We start from the raw sequence: 15,385 nt of genomic DNA, 5'->3' as shown, positions 1-15,385 counted from the left end.
AATATGTCCAATCAGTTTCAGGTCGATCCGGGGTTAGGAGCAAGCGTGCAGCCGCAGGCATCTGTGAAAAGCGTACCCCAGCATCTGCCGGAGCTAGACGGTCTACGCGCGGTCGCCTCCCTTGGAATCATTGTCACCCACGTGTCTTTTCAGACCGGAACTGGGTGGGGGTTTGCCGGGCGCTTCGATTTTTTCGTCGCCGTTTTCTTTGCACTCAGCGCGTTCCTCTTGTGGCGCCGCCGCGGCTTGCACAGCTTAGCCGGCTATGCGCGCTCGCGCGTGGCACGTCTTTTACCGGCCTATTATGCCTGCGTGGTGGCGGTGATGCTCCTGCTTCCCGACGCCCACTCACTCACCCTCACCCAATTGCTGAGCAACCTGACTTCCACGCAAATTTATGTGGTCGACGGGTTGGCCCCAGGTCTTACCCATCTGTGGTCGCTGTGCGTGGAGTTCTTCTTTTATCTCTTCTTGCCTGTGCTGGTGTGGCTGCTTGGAACGCTGCCGCGGCGCTGGCGCATTGCCGCCATTATCTTGGCAGGAGTGCTCAGCTGGGCGTGGGGATTCGTGCCCTTTGTAGCCGATTACGCCAAGGACCAGGTCAACTCGCAGATCTGGCCGCCCGCGTATGCCTCGTGGTTTGCCGTGGGAATGCTGGCCGCCGAATTCGAAGAAGCCGGCATCAGTCGGCGAGTGCAGCGGGTGCTGCGGCCGCGCTGGGCGTGGTGGCTTGCGGCGGCGGTGGTGCTGTGGGTTGCCAGTCGCGAGTGGTTTGGGCCGCAGGGGCTTATCCATCCCGAACCCGCGGAATTTTCCCGCCGGATCATGGCGGGAGCGGCCTTTGCCGCAGTCGTGGTGGTACCGGTGGCTCTAGCTCCGCGGGAGAAATCTTGGCTGACCAGCCCACTCATGCAGGCACTGGGTACATGGTCCTATTCCATCTTCTTGTGGCATGTGGCTATCTTGGGCCTGGCCTTTCCCCTTACCGGGGTGCCGCTTTTTAGCGGGAAACCCCTGGACTTTTGGGTCATTCTGGCTGTGACTGTGGTGGGCACCGTGGTGGTTTCGGCCGCTAGCTATACGCTCATCGAGCGTCCCGGCCGGGATCTTCTCCTCGGTCGGCGGCGAAAAGACAGGCCACGCCCGCGGCACACAAGCAGCTAAGCAAGAGCGAATCACCCGCATAGGAACCAGACGTCCACGGCGCGCGGGCGAGGATGGCTCCGGCCGCAGCGACTACGCCGGGGGCGAGATAGGCGCGCGGGATGGTGGTCCAGCGCACTACCAACCACGCAGCCACGGCCGCCACTGTCGCCGGCCAGCCGGTAAGGGCCAGTGCACCAAGTGCCACGGCGGCTGAGGCAGCGCCCCCACGCGGTGCGTGCCAGGCGGGCTGGGACGGGCGGCGCGCGGCCGCCAGGAGGCACAGGCCGAGCGTCAGCAATCCCAAGGAGCCGCCCAAGAGGAGGGTGGCGCGATAAACCGGCTGGGCGGTGAAGGACATATGGAAGTCGCCGGAACGGCCGGCCGGAATGACAAAAGCCTGGGTGGCGGCGTCGATCTCGCGCGGGGTGAGCTCGTCATTGTCCAAATACCCGCGCAGGCCCTTATTAAAGGCGCGTCCGGTGACCAAGAGGCGGTCTTCCTCGCTGGCTTTAATCGAGTATCCAGTGGGCTCCGAGGGCTCCGGCGGGCGCCAGCCCACCTCGCGAAGGCTCACCCACGGTCCAGTGGTGCGCACACGGTGCGTGCCGGGGCTCAGGGTGAGGGAATCACCGGGGGAGTAGCGGTGGGCGTCGATAAGCACGGGCTTGGTGGAATCTACCTTTACTCGCATGGGGCGCGGCGCCGTGAAGTCGCGGATGAGCACACCGGTATCTTGCAGCATCTGCTGGAAGAAGAATTGGTGCACATCGGGGGAGGTATCCGGCACGGTCACTACGCGCTCGACCGGCTGGCCCTCTACCCCTAGTTCCGCGATGCCGGTGCGGTGAGACAGCTCCACGCGAATGGCCTCGGTATCGCCGCCGGGAACGCGTACCTCCTGTGAGCGGAAGGGCTGTAAGTCCACGTCTACTGCGGCGCTGCCGGAGCGCACCGTAACCGTGGTGGCGCTGGTGGCCATGAGCTTTAGGCGCGGCTGGGTGAAATGACCGCGCAGCTCAATCCACCCGGAGTCATCGCCCGGCGCGGGCCACCACGCGGTGGAATTTTCCCCATCCACCGCGGCCGTGGCGGACTTGTGCGGTTGGGCGCCACCGAAGGCCGTGGCATCGGCCGCAGAGGAAGAAACCGCCACGGAACCGCCGTGGGTCTCGACCTGGCTAAGAGGCCCCGCGGAGGGATAATCGCGCAGGCGGTTATTCACGTGGCTGGGGTCGTCTGCAGCCAGGGGTGCGGAGATGGGGCCGTCGAGGGTGCCGTAGTTGCGGTCCGTGAGCGTCGGGGTATCGGTGACGATATCGGCGTCGCGATCGACGAGCTGGCGGGTGGTGGGGCCATAGTGGGCGTCGAGAAGCGCCAAGGCTTCCCCGCCGCCGGCCACGCGGACTGGGTCTGTGGGCCCTAAGGACATGCCGGCGTGGTTGAGCAAGATGACATCGACCTCGCCGAAGCGGTGGACTTCGCTGCCAAATTTACTGGCCAGGGCATCGTCCTCCCCGGTGAAGAGATCGTGGCGCACCATGACCGCGCCGATGCCCAGGCGCTGAAGGGAGCGCACGCCGGTGGCTGGGTCCTCCTTCAGTGCGGCCATGACGCCGTCGAGCCCGCGGATGGCCTCTGGTGGCACGAGCGGAATGGCATCGCGCACGGCCCAAGGGACATCGAGCAGCGGCTGGGCCGGCTCATCGCGCGTCCACCCCCAGGTCTGCCGGGCAAAGGACGCCTCTGGGTAGATAAGGGTGCGGGTATCGGCGGCATGGGTATTGATAAAGTCCGTGGCCTCGTGCCAGTAGGAGGGAACCTCCTTATACGCCCCCAGTGGCAGCAAGCGCTGCGACCATGCCGGGGAGATGACCGCGATGCACAGCAGTAGCGTGAGCGCGCCTACCGTCTGCTTCTTGGTAGGCCGCAAGCTGTGCGGTAGCGGCAGGTGCGCGCAGGCGCGCGCGACGCCTAAAAGCAGTGGGATGCGCACCAGCGGATCGAATTTATGCAGGTTGCGCAGCGCGGCCAGCGGGCCATCGAGAGCATCGAGGTACCACCCCGCCTGGCAGCCCAGCACCGCGATGCCCACCACTAGGACAACTGCCCACACACGCGGCAGTTTGGTGAGCCCGTAGATGCCCACGGCCGCGATGCCCATGGTGACCAGCACGAAGAAGGATTCGGTAGCTAGCGCATTGCCCGCCACGCGCTCGGTATCTACAAACGGTGTCCAGCTCGTGGTCCCGCGCAGGATTTCTGGCAGGTTGAGCCAGCGCGTGGTCACGCGAGCGGATTCGATGAATTCCGTAAACGGCGGGGCGTAGCGGCCAAGTACGATAAGCGGGCCGATCCACCACGCCGATACCGCCAGGCACCCTAGGAGCCAGGCCGCGCCGGGTTTGAATGCGCGGCGGTAGAGCACAATTACCGCGGCCGGGGTGCAGGCGGCGATGGTGGCGGTGGCATTGACCGCACCCATGAGCGCTACGGGGATGGTGGCTGCGGCGGCGTCGCGCCACGTGAGCTTGGCATTGAGGAAGGGCAGGATGACCCAGGGGGCGAGCATGACCGGCCAGGTCTCGGAAGAAATGGCGGTCAGGGTAGAAAGCGCGCGAGGGGAAAGCGCGTAGAGCATCGCCGCCACCCAGACCCACCCGCCGCGCAGGCCTACCTTGCAGGCGAGCTTATGAAAGCCGATGAAGCCAACGCTTAAGACCACCAGCCACCACAGGCGCTGGGCCAGCCAATCGGGCAGTGGCTGGGTCAAAACGAAGAAGGGCCCTTGGGGAAAAAGATAGCCATAGGCCTGATTTTGTAGTTGTCCCAGGGTAAAGGTATCCGTATAGGCGCTCAGTGCCCCGCGGAGAAAGTGCAGCGGATTGGCGGCCAGATCATGCTTGGTATCAGCAGCTGTCAGCCCCCACGGCTGCACGAGGAGGATGAGCGCTAGGGCAAAGATCCCCAGCGGGTAGGGGCGGGCAAGCCGCCCGCGGAGGGTACGCACACCTAGTTGCGGGATCCGTACTCAGGGCCGCCCAAAACCGCATCGGAAGCAGAAACCGCATTGCCTTCCGGCACGGTATCAGTGCCGGAGAACTGCGCGATGCCGATGATGGTGATGACGCCGAGCGCGATGCCCACAACAGCGCTACCGATGGCGGGGCCAAGGGTGCGCTTGTTCAAAGAATCGGTTTCCAGAGCCATGGCTAAAAATACTAGCAGCTATTTAGAAGTATTCTGCCTCATCATCGTCCGCGTCTTCCTCGTTTTCCTGCGGCACGATAAAGACGGGAAGGCCGGCATTGCGCACAATCTGATCGGCGGTGGAGTTGGTCCACCAGGCGCGGAAACCTGTCAGGGCGCGGGTGCCGGTCACGATGACATCCACGTCCAGCTCGTGTGCTGCATCAATGATGGCGGAGGAAATAGTGGTGGCGGATTCCACCAAGTGGGCGCGGCCAGCCAAGCCCAGGCTTTCGGCTAGTTCGATGCCCTGGCGGCAGATTTTCAACGCTTCCTCGTAGGCCGGATCCTCTTCGACGCCGTCCGGGGAGACGGTGGACTGGTGCATTCCAGTGCGGCTGACGGCGCGGGCGGTCTGCCGGGCTACGGGTTCCCAAGCGGTGAGGATTTCCACCGTGGTGGGCCGCAGCAGCTGGGCCGCGTGCTCGAGGGCGCGGCCGGCTCGTTCGGTGCCATCGTAGGCAATTAGCATTGTCTCGCCGTTACTCATGTGGCTAGTCTACCCACCGTTTCAGACAGAAGGCGAGGAATATTGCACACTGGAAGGCATGAAAACTCCGCGCATTCTCGCCAGCCTTGCCCTCGTGACGGCCTTGGGCGCCTGCTCCACCTCCCCTCAGGAGGACACCGAGAGTCAGGACTCCACCACCCCAGCGGCATCGAGCTCACCGGCCGCGACGCAAGAGACGCAAGAAGAGACTTCGCAGGAAGCAGCCCCGCAGCAGGACATCCGCGCCATGGCCGCCTCTGTGTTGATGCCCCCGGTCACCAATTACGACGATGCTAAGGCCAAACTGGATGCTGGCGTGGGCGGAATCTTTATTCCCAGCTGGGCGGATCCCAACCTGCTGCAGGAAGAGGGCCGCGATATTAATGCCCTGCGCCAAGAGGTAGGCCGCGACTTTGAAGTCTCCATCGATTTTGAAGGCGGGCGGGTGCAGCGTTTCTCAGAGATCTTGGGCGATTATCCCGCACCGCAACAAATGGCAGCCGAGCGTTCCCCGCAAGAGGTGGAACAGCTGGCCCACGAGATTGGCACGAGCCTCAAGGCTCATGGCATCAACGTGGACTTTGCGCCGGTGCTCGACGTCGATGGCAATGGCCTAGAGGTGGTGGGCGATCGGTCCTTTTCCACCGATCCAGCACAGGCGGGTGAATACGGCGCCGCCTTTGCCCGCGGGTTGGATTCCGCTGGGGTCAAGGCCGTATTCAAGCATTTCCCGGGACACGGCCGTGCTTCTGGCGATACCCACCTGGCCGAGGCCGTTACCCCGCCGCTGGAAGAGCTGGAGGGACACGAGTTCATTCCTTTTAAAACCGCCCTTCCCCAAGCGCCGCATGCCGCGCTCATGATGGGCCACCTCGCCGTGCCCGGTTTGGGCGATGGCCAGACTCCTGCTTCTATGCTGCCGGAGGCTTATGGCTTGGCTCGCGAGACCCTGCAGTACGACGGCCCTATTTATACCGATGACATCGGTGGCATGAAGGCGATTGCGGATTCGCTCCCGCTTGCCGACGCCGTCGTGACCTCCCTCAATGCCGGTGCCGATATGCCCCTGTGGTCCACCGAGGGCGATATCAATGCGGTAATCGATGCCGTTGTCGGTGCCGTGGACGAGGGGCGCCTGCCGCGCGAGCGTCTCGAGGACGCGGCCCGCCATGTCAGCGTTCCACCGGCCGACGTTGCACCCGAGGCCGCACAGGACTAGGAAAAATACCACTAAAACCGTTAACCTTTAAGGCGTGAAAAAGGCAGAAGGAAAAAACGGTGCTAAAGGCTGGCTCATCGCGCTCGGTGTATTTGTCGTCCTTGTCCTGATCGCGGGTATTGCTTATGCCTGGGATGTCGCGGCAAACCAGGACAAGATTCCGCGCGCCGTTTCCGTCAACGGCGTGGACATCTCCGCCATGGATCGCACCGCCGCCGTGGAGAAGCTCGAAGATGAGCTCGCGGGCGTAGAAACCGAGCCCGTGACCGTTACCTCCGGTGACCTCCACACGGAACTCGTCCCCTCCGAATCGGGCCTTGCCTTGGACAATCAGCGGGCCGTGGACAATATTGAGGAGCCTTCCCTCAACCCTTTCACCCGCCTTTATAGCTTCTTCCGTTCCACCCGGGATATTCCGGTAGAGACCAACGTAGATGAAGCCCAGCTGCAGCCTGCCTTGGAGCGGGTGAAGAAAAACCTTTCCACCGACCCTGTCGATGGCATGTTGGAGCTTAACAACGGCGAGCTCAAGGTCACCGACCCGAAGCTTGGCCAAACCGTGGATGCCGGCTCCTTGCACAACGCGGTCACAGAAAACTGGCTCGATTCCGAGGGCGTGGACGTGGACCCAGAAGAGGTAGAACCGGCCATCAATGATGCGGCCATCGAGGCCATGCGCACCGGCGACGCCGCTAAGGCGCTGGATAATCCGATTACCTTAAAGGCTAAAAATAATGTCACGGCTACCCTGAATAAGCCGGAAATCTCCCAATTCACCAGCATTGAAAAGAAGGACGGCAAGCTCAAGCTCGCCGTGGATACCAACCGCGCGCAGGAGCTGTTGGCGGAGCGCTCTGAGGGCGCCGATGTGCCCGGGGTGAATGCCAAGATTTCCTTCAACGGCAATGACAAGCAGGTCACCCCGTCCGAAGATGGCGAAATCATCGACTGGGAACCGACCATGAAGGATTTTGACAAGCGCGTGACCGGCGATGACCGCGAGTGGGACGCAACCTATAAGCCGGACCCAGCCAAGTTCACCACCGAAGATGCCAAGAAGGCGACCTTCAACGATACCGTCGGTGAGTTCACCACCGAGGGCTACTCGGCTGCCTCGGGCAAGAACATCGAGCTGGTAGCCCAGCAGGTCAACGGTGCCGTGGTCAACCCGGGCGAGACCTTCTCGCTCAACGGCTACACCGGCCCGCGCGGCACTGCTCAGGGCTATGTGGAATCCGGCATCATTATTGATGGCCACTCCGGTTCCGCCGTCGGCGGTGGCATCTCCCAATTCGCCACTACCTTGTACAACGCTGCCTACTTTGCGGGCATGGAAGATACCGCCCACACCCCGCACTCGTACTATATTTCGCGCTACCCCGCCGGCCGCGAGGCCACCGTTTACGAAGGCGCCATCGACCTGCAGTTCACCAATACCTTCAACACCCCGGTCCGCATTGAGACCGACTTCGGGGGCGGCAAGATTACCGTGCGTTTGAAGGGCACCAAGACCGTTGACGTTGAGTCTGTGAACAATGGCCGCTGGGCCAATACCGACCCACAGCCGATGTCTGTGCCAGGCAGCGACTGCTCGCCTTCCTCTGGTGCGCCAGGCTTTACGACGTCTGATACCCGCATCATCAAGGACCTCGGCGGCAAAGAGCTCTCCCGCGAGACCACCACCACGGTCTACGACCCGCAGCCCATCGTCCGCTGCGGCTAGTAGGCTCGGAGCCATGGAAGAGAGAACTCTGACAACGCTCATCTTTGGCAATGTGGTTATCGAATCGAACCTGCGCGGGGCGGAGCTGCGCGTTTACAGCGAAGATTGGCGCGGATATCAGCTCCGGACTGACCTTGGAGTGACGTTCCGTGCCCCGCTGGATAATATCCGTGGCACCGTGCCTCAGCGTGATATGGCCGAGCTTGTGGAGAGATTCTTGAAGCCGGCCGCCGCAGAACTAGAGGCGCACTATCCAGGCGGGGTAGAGCGGGCACAAAAAGAACTTGCCCAGTGGTTAAGCGCCACAGACTAGCAAGAAAATTCCCCCCGAAAATTGGAGCCGACGACGGGAATCGAACCCGCGCTAGCAGCTTGGGAAGCTGCAGTTCTACCATTAAACTACGTCGGCACTGCGCGTTGATGCGCTCCGGCCTACTATACACCTTGGCCTTCGACATGAGTAGAATTGGGGCCGTGCTTCTTTCAGATCGTGATATCCGTTCCGCCATCGACGCCGAAGAATTGGGCATCGAGCCCTTCGACAGCGAGCTTATCCAGCCCTCCTCGGTAGACGTGCGCTTGGATAAATATTTCCGCGTATTCAATAACTCGCGGTATACGCATATTGACCCCAAAGAGGAAATGCCGGATCTCACCACCTTGGTGGAGGTAGAAGAAGATCAGTCCTTCATCCTGCACCCAGGCGAGTTCGTGCTCGGTGCTACGTTGGAAAAGTTCACCCTGCCTGCGAACTTGGCTGGCCGCTTGGAGGGTAAGTCTTCTCTTGGCCGCCTAGGATTGTTGACCCACTCCACCGCGGGCTTCATTGACCCGGGCTTTTCCGGTCACATTACGCTCGAGCTTTCTAATACCGCCAACCTGCCCATTGCCCTGTGGCCGGGCATGAAGGTGGGTCAGCTGGCGATTTTCAAGATGACTTCAGCAGCTGAAAGCCCTTATGGCACGGGTTCGCTGGGGTCGAAGTACCAGGGACAGCGCGGCCCGACGCCATCGAAGTCTTACCTGAATTTTCGATAGGCTTAAACCGGCATTCACATGAGGTCTCTAAGATGGGGCCTTATGCGTATGACTGTAATCGGCACCGGATACCTGGGTGCAACCCATGCTGCCTGCATGGCCGAGCTCGGCCATGAAGTACTAGGCGTGGACGTAGATGAAAATAAGATTTCCGCTCTCAAATCGGGCCAGGTTCCATTCTATGAACCGGGGTTGCCAGAGGTTCTCGAGCGCAATATCGAGGCCGGCCGCCTTGATTTCAGCACGGACTATGAAGAAGCAGCCGCGTTCGGCAACCTGCACTTTTTGGGCGTCGGTACTCCGCAGCGCCGTGGTTCCTATGCAGCGGATATGACCTACGTTAAGGCCGTTATTACGGACCTGGTGCCCAAGCTCAAGGGCGATCACATCATCTTCGGTAAATCTACCGTCCCGGTCGGCACCGCCGCGGAGCTCCAAGAGCTAGCCAATGAGCTTGCCCCAGAAGGCACCACCGTGGAAATTGCCTGGAACCCGGAGTTCCTGCGCGAGGGCTATGCCGTCAAGGACACCATCACCCCAGACCGCATCGTGCTCGGCGTTGGTGAAACCAACAATGAAAGTCGAGCTGAAGAGGTCGCGCGTGAGGTCTATGCCCAGCCGCTCTCGCAAGACACCCCATTTATCGTTACGGACTGGCAGACCGCAGAGCTGGTCAAAGTCTCCGCTAACGCATTCCTAGCCACCAAGATTTCCTTTATCAACGCCGTCTCCGAAATCTGCGAGATTGCGGGTGCAGACGTGACCGCTCTTGCCGACGCCATCGGGCTCGACGAGCGCATCGGCCGCAAGTTCCTAGGCGCCGGTCTCGGCTTTGGTGGTGGTTGCTTGCCTAAGGACATCCGCGCGTTCATGGCCCGCGCCGGCGAGCTGGGCGCCGACCAGGCGCTGACCTTCCTACGCGAGGTGGACGCTATCAACATGCGCCGCCGCGACCGCGTGGTAGACCTTGCCAAGGAAGCCTTTAATGGCTCTCTGCTTGGCCACCGCGTGACTGTGCTGGGCTGTGCGTTTAAGCCCAATTCCGATGACGTGCGCGATTCGCCCGCCCTTGCCGTGGCTGGTTCCTTGTCCTTGGCTGGTGCGGCAGTGACCGTCTATGACCCAGAAGGTATGGACAACGCCAAGAAGGTATTCCCCACTCTAGATTACGCCGCAAACACCGATGACGCCCTGCGCGAGGCCGAGCTGGTGATTTTGGCTACCGAGTGGAAGCAATTCAAGGAATTGGATCCGCAGCAGGCGGGCCAGCTCGTGGACAATAAGCACATTATCGATGGCCGCAATGTGCTGCCTGTCGCAGATTGGCAGCAGGCAGGCTGGAAGGTTGAAGCCTTGGGCCGCACCCTCTAGGTTCTCAACTGCCTAGATACGAAAGGCTGAGCAGCGTCGATGCTGGCTCAGCCTTCTGCTTAGGCTTAAGCTTTTGTACGCTTTGGCACCGTGAAAGCCGCAATGGCTGTGGTGATGGGAACCGCGAGGGTCAATGCCATCGCGCCCACTCCGGAACGCAGCAGTTCCGTTGCGACGAGATCGCTGCTCAGAATCTGGCCGGCAGGGCGTTCTGCTGCGGTAATCAGCATGAGCAGCGGCAAGGTCGCGCCGGTATAAGTGAGAATCAACGTATAGACCATGGAGGCAATATGGTCGCGGCCCACCTTCATTGCGGAGAGGAAAAGCTGTGTAGGGCGGGCATCAGGGGTCGCCTCGTGGAGTTCCGTGATGGTAGATGCTTGGGCCACGGCGGCGTCGGCAAGGCTGCCCAAGGCGCCAACTACAAAGCCGCACAAGAGCACGCCCACGATGGATACGTTGGGCATATAAAGAAGTAGCTTCAGGTTGTCCTCAGAACTGTAGCCTTGTAGCTGCGAACCATCGATAGTGGCCCATGCCAGCACCGCTGCGAGAATGAGAGCGGTGAGGGAACCACCAACCGCCGATGCCGATTTCCAATTTATGCCATGGACGAGAGGAACGGCCAGCAGAATGATGGCAGAGCAGGCTACAAGGGCGGACCACAGGGGATTATGGGCGTCGATAAGAGCGGGGACGAGGAATGCAAAGATCACGCCTAGGCTGAGCGCTAAGCCGATAAGGGCGCGTACGCCATGCCACGCCGCAAAAGCGATAATGACGACGGCGACGATAACCGCCCACAGAGCTAGGCTTCCGGTGCGCTGATAATCAGCAAAAGCATAGGACACAGCGCCGGAAGGGTCATCTGCCTTAGAAAGAACAATTTTGTCGCCCGGTTTAAGCTGCGGATCGCCGGCATTGCCGTAGGTGACCAATTGGGTCATGCGTCCTTCGTCCTCGCCGGAGGTGATATCGACTAAGGCGCGGTCGCACTGCACTTCCTCAGACCCAGGAATGAGCGGCGGTTTATCAAAGGCCTGTCCAGTAAGTTCCGATTGGCAAGCAGAGTGATCTGTCGTGTCGACCGTGCCCTCGACCTGTGGGTGGTTGAGGGCATAGGTTTGCTGAAAATCGGTGGAGGTGTGCTCGGAAGCTGGACTCTGAGGCCACAGCAATGCCATGCCCGCAATGGTGGCTATAAGCGCTGTGACGAGCACGCCGAGCAAGGCTAACCGCCATGGATGGTGAGCTAACGAAGTAGATAGCCGACCCCATGAACTTCGGGTCGGCTGAGGCTTAGGTGCCGCAGAATGTCTTCCCATGCACCATATTGTTATGGATTATTACTATCATTAGCAACTGGCGGGGAAGAAAGCTACTGCTTATAGCTCACCAGGAAGTTGCCAAGGCGCTCAATGGCGTTTTCGATCTGGGATGCCCACGGCAGCGTGACTACGCGGAAGTGATCTGGGTTCGGCCAGTTGAAGCCGGTTCCCTGCACCATGAGGATCTTTTCCGCCTTCAAAATATCCAGCATGAGTTTGGCATCATCATGGATTTCATACACATTCGGATCCAGGCGCGGGAAGAGGTAGAGCGAGCCCATGGGTTTTACCGCGGAAACGCCGGGAATCTCATTGAGCTTCTCGTAGGCGATATTGCGCTGGCGTAAAAGACGCCCGCCGGTACCGGTGAGCTCAAAGATGGACTGCCGGCCACCCAGCGCCACCTGGATAGCGTGCTGCGCCGGTACGTTCGGGCACAGGCGAGTTCCGGCCAGAAGCTCAAGGCCTTCGATGAAGCCACGGGCGTGGTGCTTAGGGCCGGTAAGTACCATCCAGCCGGCACGGTAGCCACACACGCGGTAGGCCTTAGAGAGGCCGTTAAACGTGATGGTGAGAAGGTCAGGGGCTAGCGAAGCGATGGAGATGTGCTGTGCGCCGTCATAAAGAATGCGGTCATAGATCTCATCGGCCAAGATGAGCAGGTTATGCTCGCGGGCGATGTTGACGATCTTCTGCAGCACTTCGCGCGAGTAGACCGCACCCGTAGGGTTATTCGGGTTAATGACAACGATGGCTTTGGTCTTATCCGTAATCTTGGATTCGATGTCCTCGATGGATGGATTCCAATCATCCTCCTCATCACACAGGTAGTGCACTGGGGTGCCACCTGCCAGGGACGTAGCCGCAGTCCACAATGGATAATCCGGTGCCGGGATGAGAACCTCATCGCCGTTATTAAGCAGCGCTTGGGTGGTCATGCTGATGAGCTCGGAGACGCCATTGCCCAAGAAGACATCGTTGATGTCGAAGGGTGGGAAATCCTCCAGCTCGTAGCGGGTAACGATGGATCGACGGGCAGGAATGATTCCCTTGGAGGTGGAATATCCCTGGGAAGTAGGCAGGGCGGCGATCATATCACGCATGATGACATCGGGTGCTTCGAAGCCGAAGACGGCCGGGTTACCGGTGTTGAGTTTCAAGATGGTGTGGCCATCGAGCTCCATACGTTCCGCTTCCGCAGAGACCTCGCCGCGGATGTCATACGCGACGCCCTTGAGTTTGTCGGATTGGTCAAAGATGCGGTGTTTGGGAGAAGTCATGGGAATATTGTGCCACGATTCACAGCCACACAAAATGCTTGAATACCGGCGATGACTATTTTTTATTCCACTCGCTGAACTTCCGCTTGGCCAGATCCATGGCTTGGCCGGTAATTTCGCCAGCTTGCATACGGCGATCGGCCCACATCTTTTCTTCGATCATTTTTTGCTGCGCGCGCTCATGCGCCGTGAGAGCGCGAATCTCGCGCAGCTGCTGCCGCTCAATCTGGCGTACGGATGGTGCATGCCACGAGGAGGGGCCGACCTTGGCGACGTAGAGCATGATCCATAAAATTGGAATGAGGGCGGCTGCAGTGACGCCACCTAACAGTAGCCATGGGTTGCTCATGGTAGCGCTCAAGAAGATCAGCGTGGGGCTTGCTACTGCAAGCACCACTGAGCCGGAGAGAGCAGTCGCAAACTTCGGTTTCTTGCCTGCATTATGGGCACGGGTGACGTCTCCCCGAGAATAAATCTTGACCTCGTGGGAACCACGCGCCGGAATGTCTTGGAAGACGGGCACGAGGTCTTGGTGGGTGCTGGCGCGCATGACGTCATCCGAGCGGTCCTCGAACTCCTCCATGGTTAACCGGCCTTCACCCACGGCGCGGGCGAGGTCATTGATGGCATCGTTGCGCTCGGAATCGGACAGGCGCAGAGTCCGATTGACAGGGGAAGAACCAAAGTTATTACTCACGTTTTCCAGTCTAGGAAAATTCTGCCCTTCCAGGGACGTGCTCTCAGCGAACGCAGCCTATAGTTCCTTGGATTCAGCGTCAGGGGTCTTCTCGTCCTTCTTTTCTTGCTGGTTTCCGCCCACCAGGCTGGCCAAGAATGGGAAGATGGCGACGGTAAGCGCTCCACCGGAGACGAAGATCGAGGCATTCTCGGCCTCCATGATTCCGGAATTGACCGCCAGGGACGTTACCGCCACGATGATTGGCAGACCGGTAGCGGAATACAAACCTACTTGGAGGCGCTCGCGGAAGGTTTCAATATCAGATCCGGTATGCCCAACATTTTCGCGCAAGAAGACGGGCAGGCCACGGGTCACCAAGATGAGAGCTGGAATGCCCAGTACCTTCCACGGATTATGAGCGATGGTATCCCAGCTAATGCTCATGCCGGAGACCACAAAGAAGACTGGAATAAGCATCGAATAAAACACCACATCGAGGCGGTGCTCTAGGCGGCGGTGGAATTCACCCGGGATAATGCGGTTCAAGATGATGCCGGCAGCAAAGGCACCGAGCACAATATCGAGTTCAAAGACTGCGGTAACGGCCATAAGAATGGCCAGAATAAGGATGATAAGACGCAGAATCGTTTGGTTGGTTGAACCCGCACCAGAGATAAAGGCGGTCTTCACCCAAGGGATCGTTGATGCGATAGCCGCTGGCATGATGGCGACAGCAACGGCGATGATGATGAAGAACAACAAAATGATCATCGTCGTCAGCGTGGAACGAGTACCCAGCAATAGTGCCATTGCGGTAATAGGGGCGACCTCACCAATGGCACCGTGAATCATCACAGAGTTGCCCACTTTGGTGCCCAGAATGCGGTCCTGTTTCAGCATCGGCGTGAGCGTGCCCAGCGCCGTTGAAGTCAGTGCCAAGGCGACCACGATGGCACCTGGCACATTATCTACCAGGAAGTAGGCGCCCACTCCACAGGCGAGGGCACAGATTGCCCAAGTGGATAAGGCCGTTCCGGCTTCCTTGGTTTTAAGGGTGGAGATTTGAATTTCAAAGCCCGCGAGGAGAAATAACGCTCCCACGCCGAGCTCCTTGAGCATTTCGATGCCTTCGTCCTCGGCGGCTAGGTCGAGCACCGAAGGACCAATAATCATGCCGAAAATCAGCAAGAGGGCTACCGATGGGAGACGGTAGCCCAACATATAAGAGACCAGCGGCGCCAGCAGCGCCGCGGCCATGATCCAAGCGAAAGAGACTAGGGAGTGTGTATTTTCGGTCGCGCCTGCCGCCAGCAGCAGGGCATCGGTGGGGAGTCCCGCATTAAAATGCATGGACTACAGCGTACGCACCCATGCCCCTGCGCGCCTACTCAGATTCAGGCGGCTGTGGCGCGCTTTCCGACGCCGGCGGTGCCGGAGCCGCCGGCGGTGCCGGAGCCGCCGGCGGTGCTGGCGGCGCAGCCTGTGGGGGCTTCGGGGCCGCAGGCGGCGTCGGTGCCGACGGAGCAGAAGGTGCACTTGGCGCAGGCGCAGCCGGTGCCGCAGGGGCGGTGGGTGCGCTAGGCGGCGTTGGAGCGCTTGGTGCCGCGGGCGCTGCAGGTGCCTTTGGTGTAGGTGCTGCTGGGGCACTCGGTGGGGTAGGTGCGCTTGGTGCGGCGGGAGTTGCCGGCGCTTGGGGAGCTTGTGGTGCAGCTGGAGGCGTTGGCGTTGATGGAGCAGACGGTGCACTTGGCGCAGGCGTAGCCGGTGCCGCAGGGGCGGCGGGTGCGCTTGGTGCCGCGGGTGCTGCAGGTGTGCTGGGAGCTGCCGGCGCCGAGGCGGACGGGGCGGGGGCGCTGGGAGCATCG

Annotated in this window: 14 protein-coding genes and 1 tRNA gene; 7 read left to right on the top strand and 8 right to left on the bottom strand. The window is 60.5% G+C overall.

What is annotated here, in order from left to right:
* Positions 1–3: 3 nt before the first annotated feature.
* A complete protein-coding gene (locus MHK05_RS10395; RefSeq protein WP_239206598.1) occupies positions 4–1,164 on the top strand; it encodes an acyltransferase family protein in 1,161 nt (386 codons plus the stop codon).
* Here MHK05_RS10395 and MHK05_RS10390 read toward each other — a convergent pair.
* Genes MHK05_RS10390 through MHK05_RS10380 form a run of 3 tightly spaced genes read right to left on the bottom strand, consistent with a single transcriptional unit; the run spans position 1,085 to position 4,882 of the window.
* Positions 1,085–4,153: an alpha-(1->3)-arabinofuranosyltransferase domain-containing protein gene (locus MHK05_RS10390; protein ID WP_239206596.1), complete on the bottom strand. Its 3,069-nt coding sequence runs from the start codon at positions 4,151–4,153 to the stop codon at positions 1,085–1,087. The two genes, MHK05_RS10395 and MHK05_RS10390, sit on opposite strands and share 80 nt — an antisense overlap.
* Before the next feature lie 2 nt (positions 4,154–4,155).
* Positions 4,156–4,353, bottom strand: coding sequence for a DUF2613 domain-containing protein (locus MHK05_RS10385; protein WP_005325448.1), 198 nt, complete (start codon positions 4,351–4,353; stop codon positions 4,156–4,158).
* Positions 4,354–4,375: 22 nt separating this feature from the next.
* Entirely contained in the window at positions 4,376–4,882 is a 507-nt protein-coding gene (locus MHK05_RS10380; RefSeq protein WP_034655562.1) for a universal stress protein, read from the bottom strand.
* Positions 4,883–4,940: 58 nt separating this feature from the next.
* Between MHK05_RS10380 and MHK05_RS10375 the strand changes: the two genes are divergently transcribed.
* The 3 genes from MHK05_RS10375 to MHK05_RS10365 are packed head-to-tail and all read left to right on the top strand — an operon-like array spanning position 4,941 to position 8,137.
* Positions 4,941–6,101, top strand: a complete 1,161-nt coding sequence (locus MHK05_RS10375) for a glycoside hydrolase family 3 N-terminal domain-containing protein (protein ID WP_239206594.1) — start codon at positions 4,941–4,943, stop codon at positions 6,099–6,101.
* Positions 6,102–6,135: 34 nt separating this feature from the next.
* A complete protein-coding gene (locus MHK05_RS10370; protein WP_239206593.1) occupies positions 6,136–7,824 on the top strand; it encodes a VanW family protein in 1,689 nt (562 codons plus the stop codon).
* 13 nt (positions 7,825–7,837) lie between these two features.
* The gene (locus tag MHK05_RS10365) at positions 7,838–8,137 is read left to right on the top strand and encodes a hypothetical protein (protein ID WP_239206591.1); all 300 of its coding nucleotides are present in this window, start codon (positions 7,838–7,840) and stop codon (positions 8,135–8,137) included.
* Positions 8,138–8,159: 22 nt separating this feature from the next.
* Here the strand turns inward: MHK05_RS10365 and MHK05_RS10360 are convergent.
* Positions 8,160–8,233, bottom strand: a tRNA-Gly gene (locus tag MHK05_RS10360).
* A 65-nt stretch (positions 8,234–8,298) separates the two neighbouring features.
* On the opposite strand from MHK05_RS10360, the gene dcd reads away from it, so the two are divergent.
* Together dcd and MHK05_RS10350 are read left to right on the top strand one after the other, a co-directional pair.
* Entirely contained in the window at positions 8,299–8,862 is a 564-nt protein-coding gene (gene dcd, locus MHK05_RS10355) for a dCTP deaminase (protein ID WP_034656041.1), read from the top strand.
* 42 nt (positions 8,863–8,904) lie between these two features.
* Entirely contained in the window at positions 8,905–10,233 is a 1,329-nt protein-coding gene (locus MHK05_RS10350) for a UDP-glucose dehydrogenase family protein (protein ID WP_239206589.1), read from the top strand.
* Positions 10,234–10,298: 65 nt separating this feature from the next.
* Here MHK05_RS10350 and MHK05_RS10345 read toward each other — a convergent pair whose 3' ends face one another.
* The 4 genes from MHK05_RS10345 to MHK05_RS10330 all read right to left on the bottom strand — a co-directional run bounded on the left by MHK05_RS10345 (position 10,299) and on the right by MHK05_RS10330 (position 14,870).
* A complete protein-coding gene (locus MHK05_RS10345; RefSeq protein WP_239206634.1) occupies positions 10,299–11,462 on the bottom strand; it encodes a YibE/F family protein in 1,164 nt (387 codons plus the stop codon).
* A 149-nt stretch (positions 11,463–11,611) separates the two neighbouring features.
* Complete coding sequence (locus MHK05_RS10340) at positions 11,612–12,841, bottom strand: pyridoxal phosphate-dependent aminotransferase (RefSeq protein WP_239206587.1); 1,230 nt, start codon at positions 12,839–12,841, stop codon at positions 11,612–11,614.
* 55 nt (positions 12,842–12,896) lie between these two features.
* Positions 12,897–13,499 (bottom strand): DUF1707 SHOCT-like domain-containing protein, encoded by a 603-nt coding sequence (locus tag MHK05_RS10335; protein WP_396335054.1) that lies wholly within the window; start codon positions 13,497–13,499, stop codon positions 12,897–12,899.
* Between the two features lie 96 nt (positions 13,500–13,595).
* Positions 13,596–14,870 (bottom strand): cation:proton antiporter, encoded by a 1,275-nt coding sequence (locus tag MHK05_RS10330; RefSeq protein ID WP_239206583.1) that lies wholly within the window; start codon positions 14,868–14,870, stop codon positions 13,596–13,598.
* Between the two features lie 20 nt (positions 14,871–14,890).
* Between MHK05_RS10330 and MHK05_RS10325 the strand changes: the two genes are divergently transcribed.
* Positions 14,891–15,385 (top strand): hypothetical protein (locus tag MHK05_RS10325; protein ID WP_239206581.1); only part of this gene is annotated, 495 nt, incomplete at its 3' end.

This window comes from Corynebacterium nasorum, from assembly GCF_022347325.1.
Classification (GTDB): domain Bacteria; phylum Actinomycetota; class Actinomycetes; order Mycobacteriales; family Mycobacteriaceae; genus Corynebacterium; species Corynebacterium kefirresidentii.
This window is presented reverse-complemented; position numbering and strand designations above follow the sequence as displayed.

What these genes read in the sequence shown, in the direction of transcription:
- MHK05_RS10350 (WP_239206589.1), top strand. Translation starts at nt 8,905, where the DNA reads ATGCGTATGACTGTAATCGGCACCGGATACCTGGGTGCAACCCATGCT.
- MHK05_RS10330 (WP_239206583.1), bottom strand. Translation starts at nt 14,870, where the DNA reads ATGCATTTTAATGCGGGACTCCCCACCGATGCCCTGCTGCTGGCGGCA.
- MHK05_RS10395 (WP_239206598.1), top strand. Translation starts at nt 4, where the DNA reads ATGTCCAATCAGTTTCAGGTCGATCCGGGGTTAGGAGCAAGCGTGCAG.
- MHK05_RS10380 (WP_034655562.1), bottom strand. Translation starts at nt 4,882, where the DNA reads ATGAGTAACGGCGAGACAATGCTAATTGCCTACGATGGCACCGAACGA.
- MHK05_RS10340 (WP_239206587.1), bottom strand. Translation starts at nt 12,841, where the DNA reads ATGACTTCTCCCAAACACCGCATCTTTGACCAATCCGACAAACTCAAG.
- MHK05_RS10375 (WP_239206594.1), top strand. Translation starts at nt 4,941, where the DNA reads ATGAAAACTCCGCGCATTCTCGCCAGCCTTGCCCTCGTGACGGCCTTG.
- MHK05_RS10365 (WP_239206591.1), top strand. Translation starts at nt 7,838, where the DNA reads ATGGAAGAGAGAACTCTGACAACGCTCATCTTTGGCAATGTGGTTATC.
- MHK05_RS10385 (WP_005325448.1), bottom strand. Translation starts at nt 4,353, where the DNA reads ATGGCTCTGGAAACCGATTCTTTGAACAAGCGCACCCTTGGCCCCGCC.